Source organism: Streptomyces sp. NPDC026246 (genome assembly GCF_055567995.1).
In genome coordinates this window covers 231,571-255,581 of record NZ_JBVHPJ010000010.1, presented here as the reverse complement: position 1 = coordinate 255,581, position 24,011 = coordinate 231,571, and the positions used below count along the sequence as shown (strand labels likewise).

Sequence of the window (24,011 nt, the reverse complement as noted above, 5' to 3'; positions counted from 1 at the left end):
CTGCGTACCTTGCCCCGCTGCCGGTCCCAACCTAATTGATCAGCGCGTGACGCCGGTCGTCGTGGCGCCGGGGTCCGGCTCGACATCGGATACGTCCGCGCGCAGCGCCGGTATCAGTGCGAGGACGGACAGGACGAAGAAGGCGGCCGTCAGCAGGGGCGGGGTGCCGGGTCCCCGGACGGTGGCGGCGGCCCCGCCCAGCAGCGCGCCCAGGGGCGCCCCGGCGAGGGCGAGGGTCCGGAAGGCGGAGCTGACCCGGCCGAGCATGCCGGCGGGGGCGCGTTCCTGCATCAGGGTCGTGGTGTTGACGTTCCACACCATGCCCATGAACCCGAAGACGGCCAAGGCGGCCACCAGGACGGCCAGGCTGCGTACGGTGCCCATGAGGACCAGGGCGCCGGTCTGCACCGCCCCGGCGAGCAGCACGGAGCGCAGGCGGCCGAGCCGCGTCACGATCCGGCCGTTCAGCACGCCCCCGGTCAGGCTGCCCACCGTGAAGGCGGCGCCCGCCGCCGCGTAGCCCGCGGGCCCCGCTCCCAGCCAGTCGGTGACGAGGACCACGAGCAGCGCGAGCAGGCCGCCCATGCCGATGTTGCACAGGGCGGTGGCGGCGCACAGTCCGCGCAGCGGGCCGTCGTGCCAGAGGTGGCGCAGACCTTCGGTGATCTCGCGGCGCAGGGTGCTGCCCGTAGGTCTGGGTGCCCGCTCGGACCGGGCGGCGGGCAGGGAGGCGATCAGGGCGGCGGCCACCAGGTAGGTGAGGGCGTCGGCCGCGAACGGCACCGCGGCCCCGGCCGCGAGCAGCAGCGGCACCACGGGCCCGCCGAGCAGGCCGCCGGCGATGCGCTGGCCGGTCATCAGCCGGGCGTTGGCGCTGCCCAGCGCGTCCCGGTCGATCAGGCCGGGCAGCAGGGCGGTGGCGGCGTTGTCGAAGAGGGTCTGCAGGGTGGTGAGCGCGAAGGCCAGGGCGACGAGCAGGCCGATCGAGGCGTGGCCGAGTGCGACGGCCACGGCGAAGGCACCGGTCAGCAGTGCGCGCACCGCGTCGACCGTCCACATGGCGCGCCGCTGGTCCACCCGGTCGGCGACGGCGCCGCCGAGCAGGCCGAAGACGATCCAGGGCAGGTAGCCGCAGGCCGTGACGGAGGCGACGAGCAGCGGCTCGTCGGTGAGGGTGACGGCGAGCAGCGGCAGCGCGGACGTGCGCAGCGCGTCCCCGAAACTGGACAGCACCGCCGCGCTCCACAGCCGCCCGAAACTCCCGCGCCACGCGGGCGCACGGGCCTGCCCCGCCTCCACCGTGACCACCGCTCCCCCTCCGGTTCATCCGATGCGCACACCGTAGGGGGTGGCACTGACAACCGGCCGGGGCCAAGGGCCTCAGGCAGTTCCGGCCGGGCACCTGTGGGTGCCCGGCCGGTGTCGACTTCTAGATCTCGCCCCGCAGTTTGGCGAGCGCCTCGGCGAGGATCGCCTCGCCGTCCGCGTCGCTGCGCCGCTCCCGGACGTACGCCAGGTGCGTCTTGTAGGGCTCGGTGCGCGGCGGGTCCGGGGGGTTGTCCCGGTCCTGGCCGGCCGGAAAGCCGCAGCGGGGACAGTCCCAGGTGTCCGGCACCTGCGCGTCGCTGGCGAAGCTCGGCTGGGTCTCGTGTCCGTTGGAGCACCAGAAGGAGACGCGCAGCCGCGGCGCGGACTCGCCGCGCTCGGCCTCGCCCATCGGCCCCGCTCCGACCCGGCTTCCCCGGATCGCGTTGCCACTTGCCACGGTCGTAACTCCCTGCGTGATGGTGCCGCGAAGCGATTCGGCGTTCCGCTTCGCTGCGAGCGCCTCAGTCTACGTAAGGCCCAACGCGCGTCCAGTGATTGGAGTTACAACCCTCACCCCTAGACGCAAGCCCCATGATAGGCCGCGCTCAGCTGCGCGTACCCGACATGGGGCCTTACGTACGAGTCCGTGCGGAGTGCCGCTCGGTCAGTTGTTCATCTTCATCAGGATGCCGAGCACGACAATGCACGCGAACCACAGCAGACCGATCACCACGGTGATCCGGTCGAGGTTGCGTTCGGCGACCGAGGAGCCACCGACGGAGGACTGCATGCCGCCACCGAACATGTCGGAGAGGCCGCCGCCCTTCCCCTTGTGCATCAGCACCAGCAGCATCAGCAGCAGGCTGAAGACGATCAGGGCGATCGAGAACCCCAAAACCACGGCTGGACCAACTTCCTCGGAATGCGGACGGACGACGCGGGGCCCAGCACAGCGCTGGACCCCGCAAGGGTACGACGAATCGCCGTTAGCGCATACTCACTGGTCGCGGAAGCGCACGATCTTGACGAACTCGTCGGCGTCCAGCGAGGCACCGCCCACCAGGGCGCCGTCGATGTCGGCCTGGGCCATGATCTCGGCGACGTTGCCCGACTTCACGGAGCCGCCGTACTGGATGCGGACCTTGTCGGCCAGCTCCTGCGAGTACAGCTCGGCGATCTTGCCGCGGATCGCCGCGCAGACCTCCTGGGCGTCCTCCGCGCCGCAGACCTTGCCGGTGCCGATGGCCCACACCGGCTCGTAGGCGATCACGACGGTCTCGGCCTGCTCGGCGGGGAGGTCCTTCAGACCGCCCTCGACCTGGGCGAGGGTGTGGGACACGTGGTTGCCCGCCTCGCGGACCTCCAGCTCCTCGCCGACGCACAGGATCGGGGTGATGCCGTGCTTGTACGCGGCCTTGACCTTGGCGTTCACCAGCTCGTCGGTCTCGGCGTGGTACTGGCGGCGCTCACTGTGGCCGATGGCGACGTACGTGCACTTCAGCTTGGCCAGCATGGGGCCGGAGATCTCACCGGTGAAGGCACCGCCGTCGTGGGCCGAGATGTCCTGGGCGCCGTACTTGATCTTGAGCTTGTCGCCGTCGACCAGGGTCTGCACGGAGCGCAGGTCGGTGAAGGGCGGCAGGACGGCGACCTCGACGGCCTCGTAGTCCTTGTCGGCCAGGGCGAAGGCGAGCTTCTGGACGTGCGCGATGGCCTCGAGGTGGTTGAGGTTCATCTTCCAGTTGCCCGCCATCAGCGGCGTGCGCGTGCTCATAAAGGGTCAGTCCTCCAGTGCGGCGAGGCCGGGGAGCGTCTTGCCCTCGAGGTATTCGAGGGAGGCGCCGCCACCGGTCGAGATGTGGCCGAATGCGTTCTCGTCGAAGCCCAGGATGCGGACGGCCGCGGCGGAGTCGCCACCGCCGACCACCGTGAAGGCCTGGGAGTCGAGGAGAGCCTGGGCGACCGCCTTGGTGCCCTCGGCGAAATCGGGGTGCTCGAAGACGCCCATGGGGCCGTTCCAGAAGACGGTGGCGGCGTCGGCGATCTTCGATGCGTACAGCTTGCGGGATTCGGGGCCGATGTCCAGCCCCATCTGGCCACCCGGCATGGCGTCCGCGGCCACGGTGCTGGGCTGCGCCGGCGCCTTGGTCTTGAGGTCCGGGAACTCCGGGGCCACCACGACGTCCACCGGCAGGACCAGCTCGACGCCGTTCTTCTCGGCGCGCTCGATGTACTCCCGGACGGCCGGGAGCTGGTCCTCCTGGACCAGGGAGGTGCCGATCTCGTGGCCCTTGGCCTTGAGGAAGGTGAAGACCATGCCGCCGCCGATGAGCAGGCGGTCGGCCTTGCCGAGCAGCTGGTCGATGACGGCCAGCTTGTCGGACACCTTGGCGCCGCCCAGGACGACCGCGTAGGGCCGCTTGACGTCGTCGGTGAGCTTCCGCAGGACACCGACCTCGGTGGCGATGAGGTGGCCGGCGTAGTGCGGCAGGCGGCCCGGGAGGTCGTAGACGGAGGCGTGCTTGCGGTGCACCGCGCCGAAGCCGTCACCGACGTAGACGTCGGCGAGGGTGGCCAGGCGGTCGGCGAACTCGCCGCGCTCGGCGTCGTCCTTGCTGGTCTCGCCGGCGTTGAAGCGCAGGTTCTCCACGACGGCCACCTGCCCGTCGGCCAGGCCGGCGACGACGCCCTGGGCGGACTCGCCGACCGTGTCGGTCGCGAAGGCCACGTCGGCGCCGAGCAGTTCACCGAGGCGCGCGGCTGCCGGAGCCAGGGAGAAGGCCGGGTCCGGGGCGCCCTTGGGGCGGCCCAGGTGCGAGGCGACGACCACGCGGGCGCCCGCCTCGGCGAGGGCCTTGACCGTGGGCAGCACCGCGCGGATGCGGCCGTCGTCGGTGATGGTCGTGCCGTCCAGGGGGACGTTCAGGTCGGCGCGGACGAAGACCCGCTTGCCCGCCACTCCCTCGGAGAGGAGTTCGTCGATCGTCTTCATGAAAGGGGACTCCTGAAAGAGCTCGTGATCGCTCGTAAGCGCTCGTGATCGAACAGCTCTGATCTGTACGTGCGTCAGGGCTCGGACGGCGCGACCGCGCGCTGCCCGAGCCCTGCTCTCACACCGTGGTGCCTGGTCTATTCGATCAGAGCTGGTTACCGACGAAGACCGTGAGGTCGACGAGACGGTTGGAGTAGCCCCACTCGTTGTCGTACCAGCCGATGACCTTCACGTTCTTGCCCTCCTGGACCATGGTCAAGGAGGAGTCGAAGGTGCAGGACGCCGGGGCGTTGACGATGTCGGACGAGACGATCGGGTCCTCGGTGTACTCGAGGATGCCCTTCAGCTCGCCCTCGGCGGCCTTCTGGAAGGCGGCGTTGACCTCTTCCTTGGTGACCTCGCGCCCGAGCTCGATCACCAGGTCGGTGACCGAGCCGGTCGGGACCGGCACGCGCATGGCCATGCCGTCCAGCTTGCCCTTGAGCTGCGGCAGGACCAGCGCGGTGGCCTTGGCGGCACCGGTGGTGGTGGGGATGATGTTCTCCGCGGCGGCACGGGCGCGGCGCAGGTCCTTGTGCGGGAAGTCCAGGATGCGCTGGTCGTTCGTGTACGCGTGCACCGTCGTCATCAGGCCCTTGACGATGCCGAAGTTCTCGTCGAGGACCTTGGCCATCGGCGCCACGCAGTTGGTGGTGCAGGAGGCGTTGGAGATGACGTGGTGGTTCGCCGGGTCGTACGTGTCCTGGTTGACACCCATCACGATGGTGACGTCCTCGTCCTTGGCCGGAGCCGAGATGAGGACCTTCTTGGCGCCGCCCGCGAGGTGCTTCTCGGCGTCCGCCTTCTTGGTGAAGATGCCGGTCGACTCGATGACGATGTCGACGCCCAGCTCGCCCCAGGGGATGTCGGCGGGGTTGCGCTCGGCGAGGACCTTGATGGTCTTGCCGCCGACGGTGATGGTGTCCTCGGTGTGCGTGACCTCCTGCTTGAGGCGGCCGAGGATCGTGTCGTACTTCAGCAGGTGAGCGGTGGTCGCGGTGTCACCCAGGTCGTTGACAGCCACGATCTCGATGTCTGCACCCTGCTCCAGCAGCGCGCGGAAGTAGTTACGACCGATGCGGCCGAAGCCGTTGATGCCTACGCGGATCGTCACGAACCGATCTCCTCGTTGGTACGCCGGCCATGAGGTGCCGGCGAGCTCTGTTTGGGATGTCCCCGACCGCCTACGACCCTACCTCCCTGGAGCCCGGCTGGTGACATCCAGATGCCTCATACACGGCAGGGCGGTCCGTACCCGCCAGTAGGGGTACGGACCGCCCACCGCCGAAGGGGGATCAGCCGATCCCGCCCACGGTACGGGTCCCCGTCGACCGGGGTGTCACACGTCCAGGGAGGCCAGCGCCTTCCTCATCAGCGCCGCCCGGTCGGCAGCCGCGGTGACGTGCTCCAGGCCGAAGCCCAGCAGCACGGTGTCGTCCGTGGTGACGGCGCCGTACGTCTGGAACAGGGCGCCGGTGCGCGCCCAGTCCTTGAGGACGGCCGGGCTGCCCTCGGGCGGTCCGGCGACCTTCCAGGCCCCGAGCGAGGTCTCGAAGCCCTCGGTGTCCTTCGCCGCGCCGCCGACGACGAGCGAGGCGTTGTCGGCGAGCACGCCGCGCCCGCCGGTGCCCGGGTCGGTGACGTAGGCGATCGACAGCTCGACCGTCCTGCCCGCGTAGGCGCTCAGGTCGAACTCCACCTGCTGCCAGCCGCCGGACGAGCCGGTCAGGCTGTGCCAGGCACCGGTGGTGCCGGTGGCGGTGCAGCCGTCGGCGCCCTGGGTCAGGTAGTGCTTCAGCCAGGGGTGCTCGTTGATGTAGAACCCGCCCTCGCACTCGGTCGGCACCGTGCTCCTGGTCGCGCCGCCCTTCTCGGGCAGGGTCGTCCAGTCGTCGGCACCGGTGGTGTGCGCCTCCACGACGACGTGGTCGTAGCCGCCCTCGGTGTCCCACAGCAGCTGGGTGCGCAGGGTCGGCTGCTCCGCGGCGGTGGTACCGCTGAGGTCGACGGTGCGGGTGAGGCGCTTGTAGGCGTCGTCGGTGTGGACGGCGGCGGCCATCCCGCTGCCCGCGTAGGGACCGTACGGATTGACGGTCCCGGCGAACTGGCCGGCACCCCTGCTCGCGAACTGCGGGTACTGCGCGACGGGCAGTTCGTCGGAGGTGACGCTGTAGGTGCCCGCCTTGTCGAGCGGGTTCCCGGGAGCCGCGCCGAGCGGGGTCGTGACGCCGCCCAGTTCACCGGAGCCGGTGAAGCCGGTGGCCCCGGGGGTGGAGGTGCGGGTGTAGGCCCCCAGGTAGTACTGGCTGAAGTCGTTCGACAGGGCGCCACCGAGGTCGACGCTGCCGCCGGCCTGCTCGCCCGCCTCGATCAGCCGGCCGCCCTCGTTGAGGAAGGCCCGCAACTGCAGCTGGGTGGCCACGCCCGGGGTGCTCGCGCCGGTGTAGTGGACGACGGTGTCGAAGTGGCTCAGCACGCCGAGCGCGTCCGGCGCGCCCTGCCGCGCCACGTCCCAGACGAGCGCCTTGCGGCCGTTGGCCTTGAGCGCGTCGAGGTACTTCTGCGCCTGGGTCGCGGTCGCGCCCTCCTCGGCGACGACGAGGGTGCCGGCACGGGGCCGCTCGGCGACGGTGTAGGTGAAGTGGTCGCTGGAGACCTTCTTGCCGTTCTTCGCCTCACCGGTGAACCAGACCTCGACCTCGTCGCCCGGTTCGCCGTCCTTGACCTTCGCGCGGTACTCGTCGAAGTAGAGGTTGTCCTCACCGCCGTAGGTCTCGCCGCCCTTCCAGGGCCGCAGCGCCATGTCGTGGGTGCGGCCACCGTTGACGCGGTACTTGAGCTCCTTGTCGCGCACGGCCTTGCGGACGACGACGGACACTTCCTGGTCGGCGCCGCCGGAATAGGACGTGCCGAACGCGGCCGGGGTGAAGTCGGCGGCCTTCAGCCCGACGGAGGAGGACGGCCGGTCGGGGTGCGCGGCGGTCTCGGCGACGGAGAGCGCGAACGGGACGTTCTTGGCGAACTCCTGCTGGATCAGCTTCTCGTCGTCCGGGAAGGTGAACACCGACTGGCAGTCGGACGCCTTCCACTCGTCGTTCGGGTCGAGGTCCGAGGCGCTCTGGCAGGTCGACATCTCGGGCGTGAACATCGCCATGCCGTTGACGTTCGCCGCGTGGCCGTCCGCCTCGCCGTTGGTGGTGTACAGCTCGGAGGAGAGCTGCGGGTGGTAGCCGGGGACGGCGGAGTTCTCGGGCGTGCCGGCGAGCGCCTTGTACAGCACGTCGTCCGGGGTGTGCGTGGCGACCTGCCAGCCGACCCCGTAGAGGAGGAGTTCGGCGGCGGAGTGGTAGTTGATGCCGTACGTGAAGCCGATCCGCTTCTCGAAGGCGTCGAGGGCCTTGGTCTCCGGCTCGGAGTTCGGCCCGGCGCCCCGGTAGGTCTGGCTGGTGGGGTTCGGGGACGAGCCCTCGTCGTCGTAGCCCCACTTGTAGGCGAAGTTGCGGTTGAGGTCGACGCCGTCGCCGGTGGTGATGGTGCCGTCCCCGTTGACGTCCCGCAGGTTCTTGCGCCACTGGCGGTTGGCGGGGTCGGCGAAGGTGAAGTCGTAGCCGTCGGGGTTGGCCGACAGCAGGAACCACACCTCGGTGGAGTCGACGATCTTCTTGATCCGCCGGTCCTTCTTGTAGTTGTCGAGGTAGTGGTGCATCAGGCGCCGGGTCATCTCCGGCGTGATCCACTCACGCGCGTGCTGGTTGGACATGTAGAGGACGGCCGGCTTGGAGCCGTCCTTCGTCCTCTTGGCGCCCTTGGTCAGCTTCAGCGCGAGGATGTCCTGGCCCTTGACGGTCTTGCCGATGGAGACGACCTTGGTGAGGTCCGGGTTCTCCTGGGCGGTGCGCAGCAGCTCCTCGCGCAGCCCGCCTTCGCCGCTGTACGGCCGGAACACGCGCTCGGCGGCGGCGTCGACGCGCTTCTCGGCCTTGGCCGTGAGGTCGTGCTCGGTGAGGTCGACGCCCTGCTTCTCCAGCTTCCGCGCCTGCTGGTCCGTCAGGTAGACCTCGACGGTGGCAGTGCCCTTCCCGGGCACCCGCTCACTGAGTTCGTGGCCGTCCTGGCCGGCCGCCAGCAGCAGGGGTACCTGCTTCTGTGTGACGTCGGCGCGGAAGACCTTGACCTCGTCCGGGTCGGACGGGGCCGGACTCCCGGGTTGTGCCTGGGCGATGGGTGCGATGCTCGCTCCGCCGAACAGGAGCGCGCCGACAGCGAGGATCGATCTCGCTCTTCGTCTCATGAACCCCCCTAGCGTGGGTCCGCCACAGCAGCGAACAGATGCCAGGCTCATGACAGACCATGATCGAGTCAAGGGGGCCTCGGACACGCGAAAACACCGGTGCCGACCACCCAAGTGGGCGTCGGCACCGGTGGGGTGACGGTGCGTGAGATCAGCCGACGAGGTTGTCGGCCAGCTCGTCGCTGAGGTTCGCCTCGGTACCCGGGATGCCGAGGTCGGAGGCGCGCTTGTCGGCCATCGCCAGCAGGCGGCGGATCCGGCCGGCGACCGCGTCCTTGGTCAGCGGCGGGTCGGCGAGGGCACCCAGCTCCTCCAGGGAGGCCTGCTTGTGCTCCATGCGCAGCCGGCCGGCCGCGGCGAGGTGCTCGGGCACGTCCTCACCGAGGATCTCCAGGGCGCGCTGCACGCGGGCGCCGGCGGCGACGGCCGCACGGGCCGAGCGGCGGAGGTTGGCGTCGTCGAAGTTGGCGAGCCGGTTGGCCGTGGCGCGCACCTCGCGGCGCATCCGGCGCTCCTCCCAGGCCAGCACCGACTCGTGGGCGCCCAGACGGGTCAGCAGGGCGCCGATCGCGTCACCGTCACGGACGACGACCCGGTCCACGCCGCGCACCTCGCGGGCTTTCGCGGGGATCTGGAGGCGCCGGGCGGCGCCCACCAGGGCGAGCGCGGCCTCGGGGCCCGGGCAGGTCACCTCCAGGGAGGAGGAACGGCCGGGCTCGGTGAGCGAGCCGTGCGCGAGGAACGCGCCGCGCCAGGCGGCCTCGGCGTCGCAGGTGGCCCCCGAGACCACCTGCGGGGGCAAGCCGCGGATCGGGCGGCCCCGCCCGTCGACCAGACCGGTCTGGCGGGCGAGCTGATCACCGCCGGCGACCACGCGCACCACGTACCGCGAGCCGCGGCGCAGACCGCCCGGTGCCATCACGATCAGTTCGGAGCTGTGGCCGAAGATCTCCAGGACGTCCCGCTTGAGGCGGCGGGCCGCCATCGCGGTGTCCAGTTCCGCCTCGATCACGATGCGGCCGCTCACCAGGTGGAGGCCGCCGGCGAACCGCAGGATGGCGGAGACCTCCGCCTTTCTGCAGCAGGTCCGGGTGACGGGGAGCCGGCTGATCTCGTCCTTCACCGCTGCCGTCATCGCCATGGGCCGATCCTTCCATGCATCCGAAAAATACGGTCGTACGCGGCGGCCAACAGCTCCGGGTCGTGCCTCGGGGTCCCGTCGGGCCTGGCCACCGGCGCCAGCTCGACCGCGGCCCCGAAGCGCTTGGCGGCGTCGGTCAGGGAGTCACGGTCGGGCACGGCGGCCTCGTCGGCCAGCACCACGTCCAGGGCGAGTTTAGGGGCGTGTCGTCCCAAAACCTCCAAATGACGCTGCGGGGAGAAGCCCTCGGTTTCTCCGGGCTGCGGGGCGAGGTTCAGCGAGAGTACCCGGCGGGCCTTGGTCTGCGAGAGCGCGTCCAGCAGCTCGGGCACCAGGAGGTGTGGAATGACCGAGGAGAACCAGGAGCCGGGGCCGAGCACCACCCAGTCGGCGTCCAGGACGGCCTCGACCGCCTCGGGGACGGCCGGCGGGTCGCAGGGCACCAGGTGCACGGACTGCACCTCGCCCGGGGTGAGGGCCACGGTCGCCTGGCCGCGGACCGTGTCGACCTCGTCGGGACGCGCCGGGTCGTGGCCCCTGACCAGGGCCTCGAGCTCCAGCGGCACGGCCGACATGGGCAGCACCCGGCCCTGGGCGCCCAGCAGGCGTCCCACCAGGTCGAGGGCCTGGACGTGGTCGCCGAGCTGCTCCCACAGCGCGACGATCAGCAGGTTGCCGACGGCGTGCTCGTGCAGGTCGCCCTTGGACTGGAAGCGGTGCTGGATGACGCGGGCCCAGGTCTGGCCCCAGTCGTCGTCCCCGCACAGCGCGGCCAGCGCCTTGCGCAGGTCGCCGGGCGGCAGCACGCCAAGCTCGTCGCGCAGCCGCCCGCTGGAGCCGCCGTCGTCGGCGACGGTGACGACGGCGGTGAGGTCGCCGGTGATCCGGCGCAGTGCGGCGAGCGAGGCGGACAGGCCCATGCCGCCGCCGAGCGCGACGACCTTGGGCTGGGCGCCGCGGCGGCGCGGCCGGCCGCCCCGGGCCTCGGCGGGCCGGCCGCCCCGTTGCCCGGTGCCGCCCTCGGGCACCACCCGGCGCAGCCGGCCCAGCCGCGGTGTACGTGGTGTCATTCGCGTCCCATGTCCCGGTGTACGACCACCGTCTCCACGCCCTCGGCGGCGAGCCGGGCGGCCAGCTTCTCCGACATGGCGACCGAGCGGTGCTTGCCGCCCGTGCAGCCCACGGCGATGGTCACGTAGCGCTTGCCCTCGCGGCGGTAACCGGTCGCGACGAGCTGGAGCAGCTCCGTGTAGCGGTCGAGGAACTCCTTGGCCCCGGGCTGGTTGAAGACGTAGCCCGAGACCTCCTCGTTGAGGCCCGTGTAGGGGCGCAGCTCGGGGACCCAGTGCGGGTTCGGCAGGAACCGGCAGTCGACGACGAGGTCGGCGTCGACGGGCAGGCCGTACTTGTAGCCGAACGACATCACCGTGGCCCGCAGCTCCGGCTCCTCCTCGCCGGCGAACTGGGCGTCCATCTTGGCGCGCAGCTCGTGCACGTTCAGGCTGGAGGTGTCGATCACCAGGTCGGCGTCGCCGCGCAGCTCGCGCAGCAGTTCGCGCTCGGCGGCGATGCCGTCGACGATGCGGCCGTCGCCCTGCAGCGGGTGCGGGCGGCGCACCGACTCGAAGCGCCGCACCAGGGCCTCGTCCGAGGACTCCAGGAAGACGATCCGGCGCGTGACGTGCTTGGCCTCCAGGTCGGCGAGGGACTCGCGGAGGTTGTCGAAGAAGCGGCGGCCGCGCACGTCGACGACGACGGCGATGCGGGCCACGTTGCCCTGGGAGCGGGCGCCGAGCTCCACCATGGTGGGGATCAGCGCGGGCGGCAGGTTGTCGACGACGAACCAGCCGAGGTCCTCCAGACACTTCGCGGCCGTCGAACGGCCCGCCCCGGACATGCCGGAGATGATCACCAGCTCGGGGATGGCCGCCTCGGGGACCTGCGCCTTGTCGTTGGGCTTGCCCGTACTCACCTGTGCTCCGTCTCCGGCTTGCTCGTCCGGCCCGTGGTGCTCGTTCACCTTCATGTCTCCTGCCCCCGTCGTTCGTCCGGGGCGCCCGCTGCCACGGGCTCCCCACCGGAACCCATCGTGCCCGGTTCCTCTTCCATGATCTCTCCAGTCGCCGTGTTGACGGCGGGTGCGGCCGGGGCCGAGCGGGCCAGGGCGACGGCGATCGTCTCGGCCGTCTTGCGGCCTATGCCGGGGACCTCGCAGATCTGGTCGATCGTGGCGGTCCGCAGCTTCTTCAACGAGCCGAAGTGCTTCAGGAGTGCCTGCTTGCGCATGTCGCCCAGGCCGGGGACGTCGTCCAGGGGGCTGGAACGGAAGCGCTTGGAGCGCTTGGCGCGCTGGTAGGTGATGGCGAACCGGTGGGCCTCGTCCCGGACCCGCTGGAGCAGGTAGAGGCCCTCGCTGGTCCGGGGCAGCACGACCGGGTCGTCGTCACCGGGGACCCAGACCTCCTCCAGGCGCTTGGCCAGCCCGCACACCGCGATGTCGTCGATGCCCAGCTCGTCCAGGGCCCGCCGGGCGGCGGCGACCTGCGGGGCGCCGCCGTCGACGACGACCAGCTGGGGCGGGTAGGCGAACTTCCTGGGGCGGCCGTCCTCCTCGGTGAGGCCCCCGGGGCCGACCGGGGCGCCGGAGGCGGTGAGCACGTCCGGCGCGGTGTCGTCGGGGGTGCCGGGGCTGTCGGGGGCTTGAGCGAGGGCGCCCGGGGCCGGGGTGCCTGTGCCGGTGAGGGGGGTCTGGTTCGCCGAGGGCTCGGTGCTGGTGAGGGGGGCGTGGCTTGCCGAGGGCTCCGAGCCGGTGGAGGCGTCCCGACCTGCCGGGGGCTCTGTGCCGGTGACGGGGTCATGACCGGCAGTGGGCTCCGTGCTGGTGAGGGCGTCCTGGCCGGCCGGGGGCTCCGTACCCACGAGGGCGTCCGTACTGGTGAGCGGCGTGTCACCCGCTCCGGCGTCGGCTCCGTCCGTCCACTCGCCCGTCTTCTCCTTCTCCGCCAGATAGCGGCGGAAGCGGCGGGTGATCACCTCGTGCATGGAGCGGACGTCGTCCTGCCCGGCGAAGCCCTTGATCTGGAAGCGCCGGTACTCGCTCTTGCGGGCGAGCCCGTCCTCGAAGACGACCATGGAGGCCACCACGTCGTCGCCCTGGAGGTGCGAGATGTCGTAGCACTCGATCCGCAGCGGGGCGCCGTCCAGGTCGAGCGCGTCGGCGATCTCCTCCAGGGCGCGCGAGCGCGTGGTCAGGTCGGAGGCACGCTTGGTCTTGTGCAGCACCAGCGCCTGCTGGGCGTTGCGCTGCACGGTCTCCATCAGGGCCTTCTTGTCACCGCGCTGCGGGATGCGCAGGGACACGTTCGATCCACGCCGCCCGGCCAGCCACTCCTGGACCGGCTCGACCGGGTCGGGCAGGGCGGGGACCAGGACCTCCTTCGGCACGGCGTCGCCGGTCTCCTCGCCGTAGAGCTGCTGCAGCGCGTGCTCGACCAGGGCGCCGGTGGTGATCTCCTCCACCTTGTCGGTGACCCAGCCACGCTGGCCCCGTACGCGCCCGCCACGCACGTGGAAGATCTGCACGGCCGCCTCCAGCTCGTCCTCGGCGACCGCGATCAGATCGGCGTCGGTCGCGTCGGCGAGCACGACCGCGTTCTTCTCCATGGCCTTCCGCAGGGCCTCGATGTCGTCGCGCAGGCGGGCCGCCCGCTCGTACTCCATCTCCTCGGCCGCCTCGCCCATCTGCCGCTCCAGACGGCGGATGTACGTGGTCGTCCGGCCCGTCATGAAGTCGCAGAACTCGTCGGCCAGTTCGCGGTGCTCCTCGGGGGAGACACGGTCCACGCAGGGCGCGGAGCACTTGCCGATGTAACCGAGGAGGCAGGGGCGGCCGGTGCGGGCGGCGTTCTTGAAGACGCCCGCCGAGCACGTGCGCACGGGGAAGACGCGCAGCAGCAGGTCGACCGTGTCGCGGATCGCCCACGCGTGCGCGTACGGCCCGAAGTAGCGCACGCCCTTCTTCTTGTGACCGCGCATCACCTGCACGCGCGGGTACTCCTCGTTCATCGTCACCGCGAGGTACGGGTAGCTCTTGTCGTCGCGGTACTTGACGTTGAACCGGGGATCGAACTCCTTGATCCACGAGTACTCCAGCTGGAGCGCCTCGACCTCCGTGGACACCACCGTCCACTCCACGGACGCCGCCGTGGTGACCATGGAGCGGGTGCGCGGGTGCAGTCCCGCCAGGTCCTGGAAGTAGTTCGCCAGGCGCTGGCGCAGGCTTTTCGCCTTTCCGACGTAGATCACCCGGCGGTGCTCGTCGCGGAACCTGTAGACCCCCGGCGAGTCGGGGATCTCGCCCGGTTTGGGGCGGTAGCTGGAGGGGTCGGCCATGCTCACACCCTACTGGCGAGGACCGACAGCGCGGCGGGCGGCGGGTCCTGCCCGGGCTCCGGTGAGCTGGCAGTTTCCAACGGCATGTCCCGCCCCGGGATTACCGGGGCCCGGGAGCGGGAATGCAGGCTTCCCACGGGGCACGGCGACGTCCGGGCGGGCGGAGGCGTGTCGGTGCAGACACAGGTTGTCAGGCGGACCGGCCGCTCCCACGCGGGGAGGTACGGGCCACGGGTCGGAGGGCTGCGCGGATGAAGCGGATGCGGATCGAGAAGAACCGGCGCACGACCCGTGCCCGCCGGTACGCGGACGAGCCGTTCGCCCTGAGCGACGTGCTGGACCCCCGTGACCCCGACATAGTGCGGGCGAAGAGGCTGGCCCTCGAGGAGCGCACCAGGAACGGACGCACCTAGAGGCACGACCTGGAAGCACTCCTTCACCTTGCTTCACCTTGAACGCCCGGGGCGCACGCCCCGGGCGTTCGTATGTCCCGGACCGTCCTGGCCCGCCTCGCCCATCCCGACCCGTCCCGCCCCGTACCGGCCTGAGTACGTCACTGTCCGGAACACTGCGGCCGGGAGTGCGTCACTGTCCGGAACGCTACGGCCGGGAGTGCGTCACTGTCCGGCATCAGGTGTTGTCGGGACCAGGTCAACACGCTTCAATGCGGGGGAACTCGGGGCCTGAACGTCGGCGTACGGATGTGAAGAACCTCTGTCCATCCCGACGGGGCACCCCGGGAGCACCGTGCGAACGGTCTGACCAGCCGTTGCCGACTCACAGAGAGGCCCCTGCATGCCGCACGCCACACAGCTCGCCGACGTCGCTCCCACAGAACTGGACGCGGTCCTGCGGGGCGGGCCCTTCCACGTCGCCCTGCGTGCAGCGATCGCCGCCCGGGGGCTGCCGCTGCAACGCGTGCAGCACCATCTGTCCCGCCACGGCGTGAAAGTGGGCGTCACCAGCCTCAGTTACTGGCAGCAGGGCGCGCGCCGCCCGCAGCGCCCGGAGTCCCTGCGGGCCGTGCGGGCCCTGGAGGAGATCCTGGACCTGCCCGAGGAGTCGCTGATCCGGCTGCTGGCCGAACCCGGCGACGGGCCGGCCGGGCAGCGGTCCGCCTCCCGCTCCTACCGCTCCCTCGTCGAGGCCTCGGGGGTCCTCGACCAACTGCTCGCCGAGCTGGGCAGCCCGGCGGACACGGGGCTGCACACCCTCGCCCACCACGAGCGTCTGCGCATCGGCGCCCGGCGCGAGCTGGCCGAACGCGAATCGCACCACATCGTGCGCGCCCACCGCGACGGCGTCGACCGCTTCGTCGCCGTCCACCACGGCGACCGGGGCGCCGATCCGGAGCGCATACGGGTGCACGCCCTGGAGAACTGCCGCCTCGGGCGCGTGCGCCGGCACAGCGACACGGGCGTCCTGGCGGCCGAGCTGCTGTTCGACACCCGGCTGCGCTCCGGGGACACGTTCCTCTTCCGCTACGGCGTGGAGGACGGGACGGCCGGCGCGTCACGCGAGTACGTCCGCGGCTTCGATTCACCCGGCGGCCAGTACGCGCTTCAGGTCTCCTTCGACGCCGCCGCCCTCCCGGAGCGCTGCCACCGCTTCACCCAGCACTCGGCGGCGGCACCGCGCAGCGGGTGCCAGGAACTGCGGATCAGCGGACACCACCGCTCTGTCCACCTGGTCGAGCCCCGGGTGAGAGTCGGGTTCCTGGGGATCGGGTGGGATTGGGAGTAGGGGGTAGGGCTGCTGCGTCCGGGGCGTGAGGCGTAAACGCTTGCGCAGGCGCTTACGCGAACGCACGAACGGTCTCACTCATGCGCAAGCCCACACGCTCGCGTAAGCGCTTGCGCAACCGTCAACGCGGGGCGCTTACACAACCGTTGACGCGGGGCGTTTGCCCAATCGTTGACGCGGGGCGTTTGCGCAATCGTTGACGCGGGCGGGGCGCCGGCGAACGCCTCTGCGTAAACGCCGTAAACGCTCGCGTAGGCGCTTACGCGAACGCTCCCACCAGCGCACCCGCACCCGCACCTCACCCGCTCGCTCACCCGAACCCGCACGCACGCACGCACATGCCCACGCCCGCAAACGTGCATCGGCAGACCCACAAATTGGTGCGCGTAAACGCTTACGTAAGCGTTTACGCGCACCCCGCAATGCGATACCTTCCCCGCCTGAGCCCGATCAGAGAGAAGGGAGCGGCATGGCCACCATGGCCGACGTCGCGCGGAGCGCCGGAGTCTCCGTGGCGACCGTCTCACACGTCCTGAACGACACGCGGCCGGTGCTCCCGCACACCCGCCAGGCGGTGCTGGACGCCGTGGAGGAGCTGGGCTACACGACGAACACGCTGGCTCGTTCCCTGGTGACGGCTCGAACCCGGTCCATCGGCCTGGCCGTGTCGGCGATCAGCAACCCGTACTTCACGGAGATCCTGCAGGGCGTCGAGGCGGCGGCTCTGGAGGCCGGCTACAGCCTGCTCATCGCCGATCCGCACGACGACCCGGAGCACGAGCGCAAGGTCGTCCGGTTGCTCCACGAACGCCGGGTGGACGGCATGATCGTCGCGCCCTCGGCAAAGCCGCGCAGGCTGCTGGCCTACCTGTCGCGGCACGGCGTGCCGGCCGTGCTGCTCGACCGGCTGGTGGACCCGCCGAACGTGGAGGGCGCCCCCCGCTTCGACCAGGTCTGCGCCGACAACGCCGAACCGATGTCCCGGCTGGTCGCCCATCTCGCCGGGCTGGGGCATCGGCGGATCGGGCTGGTGGCGGGGTTGCCGGGGCTCAGCACCACGAGCGAGCGGATCATGGGCTACCGCAGCGGTCTCGCCTTCGCAGGGCTCTCCTACGACGAGCGGCTCCTGGTGCACGGCGACTCCGCATCGGCCGGCGCCGAGCGGGCGACCGCCGACCTGCTCTCCCTCGGCGCGCCCCCCACCGCACTGGTGACCGGCAACAACGCCATGACCATCGGCACTCTGCGCGCCCTGCGCGCCAGCGGCGTGTCGGTACCGGACGGCATGGCCCTGTGCTGCTTCGACGACTTCGTCTGGGCTGACCTGTTCTCGCCGCGCCTCACTGCCGTGGCCCAGCCCAGCAAGGAGATCGGTGCCCGGGCCGTCCGCGTGCTGCTGGAGCGCCTGGGCGAGCCGGACCGGCCCGCCCGGACCGTGCGGCTCCCCTGCACCTTCGTCCACCGCACGTCCTGCGGTTGCCCCGACCCCTCGGAGACCGCGTCCACGAGCGGGCCGCACAACCGACCCGAGAAGCCGACCGGCGATCCGTCCGAGATCGAGACCCGCTCGTGAACCCATGCGAAAGCTCGCCTGTGAACCCGCCCGAAAGCTCGCCGTGAGCCCGCCCGAAAGCTCGCCCGTGAACCCGTTCGAGAACCTGCCCGTGAACCCGCCCGAGGACTCGTCCTCGCATCCGTCCGGAGAAGGGACCCCGTCGTGATCGTCGTCGCCGGTGAGGCATTGATCGACCTGGTACCGCGGGGCGCGGGCGCCCTTGCGGCGCTGCAGCCGGCGCTCGGCGGCGGCCCGTTCAACACGGCCGTGGCGCTCGGCCGTCTGGGCTCCCCCACCGCGTTCTGCTCGCGGGTGTCGGACGACGCCTTCGGCGAGGCCCTGCTGGACCGGCTGCGCGCGACCGGGGTGGACGTGACGTCGGTGCAGCGCGGTGGCGAGCCCACGACGCTGGCCGTGGCGACGCTCGGCGAGGACGGTTCCGCGTCGTACTCGTTCTACGTCGAGGGGACGGCGGACCGCCTGTTCACGGCACCGACCGCGCTGCCGCCCGGGACCCGTGCCGTCTCGTTCGGGACGTGCTCGCTCGTGCTGGAGCCGGGGGCGAGCGCGTACGAGAAGCTGATGCGTGCGGCGGCCGGGCAGGGTGTGTTCACGGCCCTCGATCCGAACATCCGGCCGGGGCTGATCGCGGATCCGGACGCCTACCGGGCGCGGTTCAAGAGCTGGCTGCCGTCGGTGTCACTGCTGAAGCTGTCCGCGGAGGACGCCGAGTGGCTCGGCGGCACCCCCCGGGAGTGGCTGGCCTCCGGACCGGCGGCCGTTGTGGTCACCCGGGGCGGTGCCGGTCTGACCGTGTACACGCGCGACGGCGGCGAGTACGCGGTGCCGGGCGAGCGGGTCGAGGTCGTCGACACGATCGGCGCGGGCGACACCGTGAACGCGGCGCTGCTGCACGGACTTGCCGTCCGCGATGCCCTCACCGACCGGGGCGTGGCCGGCCTGGGCGTGGACGGCTGGACGGAGCTGCTGCGGTTCGCGGCCCGTGCCGCGGCGGTCACGTGCTCACGCGCCGGCGCGGAGCCGCCGTACGCCGGCGAGCTGGAGGACTGACGGGCGTCGTCCCACAGGGCCGGACCCTTGGTGGGCCCGTCGGGCGTCCGGTCGGCCGGCCGGTTAGTGGGAGGCCCCTTGGTGCGCGGCCCCCTGGTGGGCGGCCCGACGAACGATGACGCGCCGTGCCCCGGGGAGGTCCCTGTGGAGCACGGCGCGTCATGGGCAGGCGATCGGCGTCCGCAGACGCCGAGGTCAGCCCTTGGTCGTCCGCGTCGTCTTCTTCGCGGTTGCCTTCGTGGTCTTGGCCGCGGACTTCTTGGCGGCGGACTTCTTGGCGGCGCCGACCGAGGTGGTGGCGGTACGAGTGGCCCTGGACTGCGCCGGGACCGTCTTCTTGGCCGTGCGGCGCGGCGCCTTCACCGAGGACGAGGACGCGTCGCTGACGCGGTCGGCCCCGAGGACCTCCCGCAGGAACTTGCCGGTGTGGCTGGCCGGAACGGCGGCGACCTGCTCGGGCGTGCCCTCGGCGACGACCAGTCCGCCGCCCGCGCCGCCCTCGGGGCCCATGTCGACGATCCAGTCGGCCGTCTTGATCACGTCGAGGTTGTGCTCGATGACGATGACCGTGTTGCCCTTGTCGACCAAGCCGGACAGGACCTTCAGCAGCTTGCTGATGTCCTCGAAGTGCAGACCGGTGGTCGGCTCGTCCAGGACGTAGACCGTGCGGCCGGTGGAGCGCTTCTGCAGTTCGCTGGCGAGCTTCACGCGCTGCGCCTCGCCGCCGGACAGGGTGGTCGCGGCCTGGCCGAGGCGGACGTAGCCGAGGCCGACGTCCTTCAGCGTGTTGAGGTGCCGGGCGATCGCGGGGACGGCCTCGAAGAAGTCGGTCGCCTCCTCGATGGGCATGTTCAGCACCTCGGCGATGGACTTGCCCTTGTAGTGGACCTCCAGGGTCTCCCGGTTGTACCGGGCGCCGTGGCAGACCTCGCACGGGACGTAGACGTCCGGGAGGAAGTTCATCTCGATCTTGATGGTGCCGTCGCCCGCGCAGTTCTCGCAGCGGCCGCCCTTGACGTTGAAGGAGAAGCGGCCGGGCATGTAGCCGCGGACCTTCGCCTCGGTGGTCTCGGCGAACAGCTTGCGGATGTGGTCGAAGACGCCGGTGTACGTCGCCGGGTTGGACCGCGGGGTGCGGCCGATGGGCGACTGGTCGACGTGGACGACCTTGTCGACGAGGTCGTCGCCCTCCACGCGCGTGTGCCGCCCGGGCACGTTCCTCGCGCCGTTCAGCTCGCGGGCCAGGTGCGTGTACAGGATGTCGTTGACCAGGGTCGACTTGCCCGAACCGGACACGCCGGTGACGGCGGTGAACACGCCCAGCGGGAAGGACACGTCGATGTCCTGGAGGTTGTTCTCCCTGGCGCCGTGCACCGTGAGCTGCCGGGAGGGGTCCAGCGGACGGCGGATCTCGGGCAGCGGGATGGCCTTCTTGCCGGACAGGTACTGGCCGGTCTGCGATTCGTCGTTGGCCAGCAGCTCCTTCAGGGATCCGCTGTGCACGACCTTGCCGCCGTGCTCACCGGCGCCGGGGCCGATGTCGACGACCCAGTCGGCGACCTTGATGGTGTCCTCGTCGTGCTCGACGACGATGAGCGTGTTGCCCATGTCGCGCAGCCGGACCAGGGTCTCGATGAGCCGGTGGTTGTCGCGCTGGTGCAGACCGATGGACGGCTCGTCGAGGACGTACAGCACGCCGACGAGGCCGGAGCCGATCTGGGTGGCCAGGCGGATGCGCTGGGCCTCGCCGCCGGAGAGGGTGCCGGCCGCGCGGTTGAGGGAGAGGTAGTCCAGGCCGACGTCGACCAGGAAGCGCAGCCGCTCGTTGACCTCCTTCAGGACGCGCTCGGCGATCTTCTTGTCGCGGGCGGTGAGCTTCAGCTCGCCCAGGAAGTCCGCGCAGTCGCTGATCGACATGGCGGAGACCTCGGCGATGGACTTGCCCATGATCGTGACCGCGAGGACGATCGGCTTCAGTCGCGTGCCCGCGCAGGTGGGGCAGGGCACCTCGCGCATGTAGCCCTCGAAGCGCTCGCGGCTGGAGTCGCTCTCGGCCTCGCTGTGCCGGCGCTTGACGAAGGGGACGGCACCTTCGAAGGCCGTGGTGTAGCGGCGCTCGCGCCCGTAGCGGTTGCGGTAGCGCACCTCGACCTGGGTCTTGTGGCCGTACAGCAGGGCCTTCTTGGCACGCTGCGGCAGACCGCCGAAGGGGATGTCCGTGCGGAAGCCCAGCGCGTCGGCGAGGGCGCCGATCAGACGGGCGAAGTAGTCCTTGGTGTGACCGTGGGACCAGGGGTGGATGGCGCCCTCGTCGAGGCTTTTGTCCGGGTCCGGGACGATCAGCTCCGGGTCGACCTCCATGCGCGTGCCGATGCCGGTGCACTCCGGGCAGGCGCCGAAGGGCGAGTTGAAGGAGAAGGAGCGGGGCTCCAGTTCCTCGAAGGACAGGTCGTCGTACGGGCAGTACAGGTGCTCCGAGAACATGCGCTCGCGCTCGGGGTCGTCCTCGGGGAGGTCGACGAAGTCCAACACGACCATGCCGCCGGACAGGCCCAGGGCCGTCTCGACGGAGTCGGTGAGGCGGCGCTTGGCGCCGTCCTTGACCGTGAGGCGGTCGACGACCACCTCGATGGTGTGCTTCTCCTGCTTCTTCAGCGTGGGCGGGTTCGACAGCTGCACCGTCTCGCCGTCCACGCGCGCGCGGGAGTAGCCCTTGGTCTGCAGGTCAGCGAAGAGGTCGACGAACTCGCCCTTGCGCTCGCGCACCAGCGGCGACAGCACCTGGAAGCGGCTGCCCTCGGGCAGTTCCAGGACACGGTCGACGATGGCCTGCGGCGACTGGCGGGAGATGGGGCGGCCGCACTCGGGACAGTGCGGCTTGCCGATGCGGGCGAAGAGCAGCCGCAGGTAGTCGTAGACCTCGGTGATGGTGCCGACCGTGGAGCGCGGGTTGCGCGAGGTCGACTTCTGGTCGATGGAGACGGCCGGGGAGAGGCCCTCGATGAAGTCGACGTCCGGCTTGTCCATCTGGCCGAGGAACTGCCGGGCGTAGGAGGAGAGCGACTCGACGTAACGCCGCTGCCCCTCGGCGAAGATCGTGTCGAAGGCCAGCGAGGACTTGCCCGACCCCGACAGGCCCGTGAAGACGATGAGCGAGTCGCGCGGGAGGTCGAGCGAGACGTTCTTCAGGTTGTGCTCGCGCGCTCCACGGACGATGAGACGGTCGGCCACGCCGGTCCGCACCTTTCTTGAGAGAAGTGACAGGGGCGGGGCCCCCGTCTTTCCCAGACTAGGGGGAGCCACTGACAACGCCGGAAGGATTCACGGGTGTCAACAATCCCCGGCTCTCCAGCATGCCCGACGCCACGTCCGACCATATAGCACGTGCTTTCGAATAACGGCACTCCTTCACCACCTTCACCCGAACGAGTGGCGGAGCTAGGGTCAGCACCATGATTGATCACGCTCATGACCTGGCGTCTGTACGTGACGCGACGGAACGGCTGCTGACCGCAGTCGGCAAACTGGACAACGCGGCTGTGACGCAGCCGTCACGGCTGCCCGGCTGGAGCCGCGGCCACGTCCTGGCCCACCTGGCCCGCAACGCGGACGCCCTCGTGAACGTCCTCCAGGGGCGCCCCATGTACGTCTCCGCCGAGGCCCGCAACCACGACATCGAGCGGGACGCCCCACGCGCCCTCGACACCCAGCTCGCCGACCTGCGCGAGAGCGCGGCCCGCTTCCAGGACGCCGGGGACGCCCCCGCGGACTGGTCGCGCACGGTGGAGCTGCGCAACGGCGTCACGGACTCCGCGTCGCGGGTGCCGTTCCGGCGCTGGGTGGAGGTGGAGCTGCACCACGTCGACCTGGGCATCGGGTACGAGCTGGAGGACCTGCCTGCCGAGTTCACCGAACGGGAGATCGAGTTCCTCACCGCACGGTTCAGCGGCCACCCCGACGTGCCGCCGACCCGCGTCACGGACGGCACGCGCGCGTGGAACACCGGTCGCGCCGCCGACGGCGGTGCCGCGGAGGACGGCCGTGCCGCGGTGACCGTCACGGGTTCCCCGGCCGATCTCGTGGGGTGGCTCGCCGGCCGCCGCACCGGAGCGGCACTGACCGTGGACGGCGGTCCGCTTCCGGCACTCCCGCCGCTCTAGGACCCGGGCCGCTCCCCCGCTATAGGCTGACGGGCATGACGTACAGCGGACAGGTGACGGTCGGCGGGCCTGCCGACGTGCACGAGCTCAAGGACCTGATGATCACCAAGATCGCGGTCGGCCCGATGAACAACAACGCCTATCTGCTGCGCTGTCGGGCCACGGACGAGCAGTTGCTGATCGACGCCGCGAACGACGCGTCCGCCCTGCTCGGCATGATCGGGAGCGACGGCATCGCCTCGGTCGTGACGACCCACCGGCACGGCGACCACTGGCAGGCGCTCGCCGAGGTCGTGGGGGCGACCGGGGCCCGCACGTACGCGGGCCGGGACGACGCCGAGGGCATTCCCGTACGCACCGATGTGCTCGTCGACGACGGCGACACCGTCCGGGTGGGGCGCGTGGAACTCACCGCGCGCCACCTGGTCGGGCACACGCCCGGCTCGATCGCCCTCGTCTACGACGATCCGCACGGGCATCCCCATGTGTTCACGGGGGACTGCCTCTTCCCCGGTGGTGTGGGCAACACCCACCAGGATCCGGAGGCGTTCGCCAGCCTGCTCCACGATGTCGAGACGAAGATCTTCGACGTCCTGCCGGACGAGACCTGGATCTACCCGGGACACGGCCACGACACCAGCCTGGGCGCCGAGCGTCCGCAGCTTCCCGAGTGGCGCGCACGCGGGTGGTGAGGCAGGGGCCGGGGTGCGCGCGTAGGGCGTGAAGGAGCGCGCGGGGCGCAGGCGTTGGGCAGTGAGCCGGGCACGCGTCCCGTGCGCATCGCTCGCACGCACCGGCGTCGCACCTACGCGTCGGCCTTACCCATGCCGGCCAGCGCGGCCACCCGCTCGACTCCGAACACGTACCCCTGCACCCCGCAGCCGGCGATGACCCCGTCGGCGCGCAGCGACACGTAGGAGTGGTGCCGGAACGACTCGCGCTGGTGGATGTTGGAGATGTGGACCTCCAGCACCGGCATGCCGTCGCAGGTGTTCAGGGCGTCCAGGAGGGCGACCGAGGTGTGCGAGTAGGCGCCGGGGTTGATCACGATGCCGCAGTGGTGCAGCCGCGCCTCGTGGATCCAGTCGACCAGCACCCCCTCGTGGTTGGACTGCCGGAAGTCGACCGTGCCGCCGTGCGCGGCCGCTGCCTTGACGCACCGGGCCTCGACGTCGGCGAGGGTGTCGGAGCCGTAGATCTCCGGCTGCCGCTGGCCGAGCAGGTTGAGGTTGGGGCCGTTGAGGATCATGATCGGGGCGTTGGCCAGGGTGCGGGGCACGGTTCCTCCGGTCCGGACGGGGTGGGCGGCCCATTGCGGA

The 24,011-nt window shown here is 70.9% G+C and carries 19 protein-coding genes; 6 read left to right on the top strand and 13 right to left on the bottom strand.

Annotation, left to right across the window (positions count from 1 at the left end):
• Positions 1-39: 39 nt before the first annotated feature.
• The 11 genes from ACZ4M5_RS25125 to uvrC form a co-directional block, all read right to left on the bottom strand.
• Positions 40-1,308, bottom strand: coding sequence for an MFS transporter (locus tag ACZ4M5_RS25125; RefSeq protein WP_467740077.1), 1,269 nt, complete (start codon positions 1,306-1,308; stop codon positions 40-42).
• Between the two features lie 121 nt (positions 1,309-1,429).
• Positions 1,430-1,765: an RNA polymerase-binding protein RbpA gene (locus ACZ4M5_RS25120; RefSeq protein ID WP_078066843.1), complete on the bottom strand. Its 336-nt coding sequence runs from the start codon at positions 1,763-1,765 to the stop codon at positions 1,430-1,432.
• A 207-nt stretch (positions 1,766-1,972) separates the two neighbouring features.
• The gene (gene secG / locus ACZ4M5_RS25115; protein ID WP_369196361.1) at positions 1,973-2,209 is read right to left on the bottom strand and encodes a preprotein translocase subunit SecG; all 237 of its coding nucleotides are present in this window, start codon (positions 2,207-2,209) and stop codon (positions 1,973-1,975) included.
• A gap of 96 nt (positions 2,210-2,305) precedes the next feature.
• Positions 2,306-3,082 (bottom strand): triose-phosphate isomerase, encoded by a 777-nt coding sequence (gene tpiA, locus ACZ4M5_RS25110; RefSeq protein ID WP_467740076.1) that lies wholly within the window; start codon positions 3,080-3,082, stop codon positions 2,306-2,308.
• A 6-nt stretch (positions 3,083-3,088) separates the two neighbouring features.
• Positions 3,089-4,300, bottom strand: coding sequence for a phosphoglycerate kinase (locus tag ACZ4M5_RS25105; protein WP_467740075.1), 1,212 nt, complete (start codon positions 4,298-4,300; stop codon positions 3,089-3,091).
• A 145-nt stretch (positions 4,301-4,445) separates the two neighbouring features.
• Positions 4,446-5,453, bottom strand: coding sequence for a type I glyceraldehyde-3-phosphate dehydrogenase (gene gap, locus ACZ4M5_RS25100; RefSeq protein WP_467740074.1), 1,008 nt, complete (start codon positions 5,451-5,453; stop codon positions 4,446-4,448).
• Positions 5,454-5,678: 225 nt separating this feature from the next.
• Complete coding sequence (locus ACZ4M5_RS25095) at positions 5,679-8,630, bottom strand: M14 family metallopeptidase (protein WP_467740073.1); 2,952 nt, start codon at positions 8,628-8,630, stop codon at positions 5,679-5,681.
• A 151-nt stretch (positions 8,631-8,781) separates the two neighbouring features.
• Positions 8,782-9,771, bottom strand: a complete 990-nt coding sequence (gene whiA, locus ACZ4M5_RS25090; protein WP_467740072.1) for a DNA-binding protein WhiA — start codon at positions 9,769-9,771, stop codon at positions 8,782-8,784.
• Positions 9,762-10,841, bottom strand: coding sequence for a gluconeogenesis factor YvcK family protein (locus ACZ4M5_RS25085; RefSeq protein WP_467740071.1), 1,080 nt, complete (start codon positions 10,839-10,841; stop codon positions 9,762-9,764). The genes whiA and ACZ4M5_RS25085 overlap by 10 nt, the downstream gene beginning before the upstream one ends.
• The gene (gene rapZ / locus ACZ4M5_RS25080; protein WP_467740070.1) at positions 10,838-11,797 is read right to left on the bottom strand and encodes an RNase adapter RapZ; all 960 of its coding nucleotides are present in this window, start codon (positions 11,795-11,797) and stop codon (positions 10,838-10,840) included. The genes ACZ4M5_RS25085 and rapZ overlap by 4 nt, the downstream gene beginning before the upstream one ends.
• Positions 11,794-14,163, bottom strand: a complete 2,370-nt coding sequence (gene uvrC, locus ACZ4M5_RS25075) for an excinuclease ABC subunit UvrC (protein ID WP_467740069.1) — start codon at positions 14,161-14,163, stop codon at positions 11,794-11,796. The genes rapZ and uvrC overlap by 4 nt, the downstream gene beginning before the upstream one ends.
• Before the next feature lie 251 nt (positions 14,164-14,414).
• On the opposite strand from uvrC, the gene ACZ4M5_RS25070 reads away from it, so the two are divergent.
• The 4 genes from ACZ4M5_RS25070 (at position 14,415) to ACZ4M5_RS25055 (ending at position 18,532) form a co-directional block, all read left to right on the top strand.
• Positions 14,415-14,576, top strand: a complete 162-nt coding sequence (locus ACZ4M5_RS25070; RefSeq protein WP_467740068.1) for a hypothetical protein — start codon at positions 14,415-14,417, stop codon at positions 14,574-14,576.
• Positions 14,577-14,958: 382 nt separating this feature from the next.
• A complete protein-coding gene (locus ACZ4M5_RS25065; protein ID WP_467740067.1) occupies positions 14,959-15,906 on the top strand; it encodes a hypothetical protein in 948 nt (315 codons plus the stop codon).
• 469 nt (positions 15,907-16,375) lie between these two features.
• Positions 16,376-17,479 (top strand): LacI family DNA-binding transcriptional regulator, encoded by a 1,104-nt coding sequence (locus ACZ4M5_RS25060; protein WP_467740066.1) that lies wholly within the window; start codon positions 16,376-16,378, stop codon positions 17,477-17,479.
• A 144-nt stretch (positions 17,480-17,623) separates the two neighbouring features.
• The gene (locus tag ACZ4M5_RS25055; protein WP_467740065.1) at positions 17,624-18,532 is read left to right on the top strand and encodes a carbohydrate kinase family protein; all 909 of its coding nucleotides are present in this window, start codon (positions 17,624-17,626) and stop codon (positions 18,530-18,532) included.
• A 195-nt stretch (positions 18,533-18,727) separates the two neighbouring features.
• Here the strand turns inward: ACZ4M5_RS25055 and uvrA are convergent, their stop codons facing one another.
• Complete coding sequence (uvrA, locus tag ACZ4M5_RS25050; RefSeq protein WP_467740064.1) at positions 18,728-21,763, bottom strand: excinuclease ABC subunit UvrA; 3,036 nt, start codon at positions 21,761-21,763, stop codon at positions 18,728-18,730.
• A gap of 221 nt (positions 21,764-21,984) precedes the next feature.
• Here uvrA and ACZ4M5_RS25045 point away from each other — a divergent pair, with 221 nt between their 5' ends.
• Positions 21,985-22,692, top strand: coding sequence for a maleylpyruvate isomerase family mycothiol-dependent enzyme (locus ACZ4M5_RS25045; RefSeq protein ID WP_467740063.1), 708 nt, complete (start codon positions 21,985-21,987; stop codon positions 22,690-22,692).
• 35 nt (positions 22,693-22,727) lie between these two features.
• On the top strand, positions 22,728-23,384 hold the full coding sequence (locus ACZ4M5_RS25040; RefSeq protein WP_467740062.1) for an MBL fold metallo-hydrolase: 657 nt from the start codon (positions 22,728-22,730) through the stop codon (positions 23,382-23,384).
• 113 nt (positions 23,385-23,497) lie between these two features.
• Here the strand turns inward: ACZ4M5_RS25040 and aroQ are convergent, their stop codons facing one another.
• Positions 23,498-23,971 carry a type II 3-dehydroquinate dehydratase gene (gene aroQ, locus ACZ4M5_RS25035; protein ID WP_467740061.1) on the bottom strand — a complete coding sequence of 158 codons (474 nt, stop codon included), beginning with the start codon at positions 23,969-23,971 and terminating at the stop codon, positions 23,498-23,500.
• Positions 23,972-24,011: the final 40 nt, after the last annotated feature.

What these genes read in the sequence shown, in the direction of transcription:
- tpiA (WP_467740076.1), bottom strand. Translation starts at nt 3,082, where the DNA reads ATGAGCACGCGCACGCCGCTGATGGCGGGCAACTGGAAGATGAACCTC.
- ACZ4M5_RS25105 (WP_467740075.1), bottom strand. Translation starts at nt 4,300, where the DNA reads ATGAAGACGATCGACGAACTCCTCTCCGAGGGAGTGGCGGGCAAGCGG.
- ACZ4M5_RS25095 (WP_467740073.1), bottom strand. Translation starts at nt 8,630, where the DNA reads ATGAGACGAAGAGCGAGATCGATCCTCGCTGTCGGCGCGCTCCTGTTC.
- whiA (WP_467740072.1), bottom strand. Translation starts at nt 9,771, where the DNA reads ATGGCGATGACGGCAGCGGTGAAGGACGAGATCAGCCGGCTCCCCGTC.
- ACZ4M5_RS25085 (WP_467740071.1), bottom strand. Translation starts at nt 10,841, where the DNA reads ATGACACCACGTACACCGCGGCTGGGCCGGCTGCGCCGGGTGGTGCCC.
- rapZ (WP_467740070.1), bottom strand. Translation starts at nt 11,797, where the DNA reads ATGAAGGTGAACGAGCACCACGGGCCGGACGAGCAAGCCGGAGACGGA.
- uvrC (WP_467740069.1), bottom strand. Translation starts at nt 14,163, where the DNA reads ATGGCCGACCCCTCCAGCTACCGCCCCAAACCGGGCGAGATCCCCGAC.
- ACZ4M5_RS25070 (WP_467740068.1), top strand. Translation starts at nt 14,415, where the DNA reads ATGAAGCGGATGCGGATCGAGAAGAACCGGCGCACGACCCGTGCCCGC.
- ACZ4M5_RS25065 (WP_467740067.1), top strand. Translation starts at nt 14,959, where the DNA reads ATGCCGCACGCCACACAGCTCGCCGACGTCGCTCCCACAGAACTGGAC.
- ACZ4M5_RS25060 (WP_467740066.1), top strand. Translation starts at nt 16,376, where the DNA reads ATGGCCACCATGGCCGACGTCGCGCGGAGCGCCGGAGTCTCCGTGGCG.
- ACZ4M5_RS25045 (WP_467740063.1), top strand. Translation starts at nt 21,985, where the DNA reads ATGATTGATCACGCTCATGACCTGGCGTCTGTACGTGACGCGACGGAA.
- ACZ4M5_RS25040 (WP_467740062.1), top strand. Translation starts at nt 22,728, where the DNA reads ATGACGTACAGCGGACAGGTGACGGTCGGCGGGCCTGCCGACGTGCAC.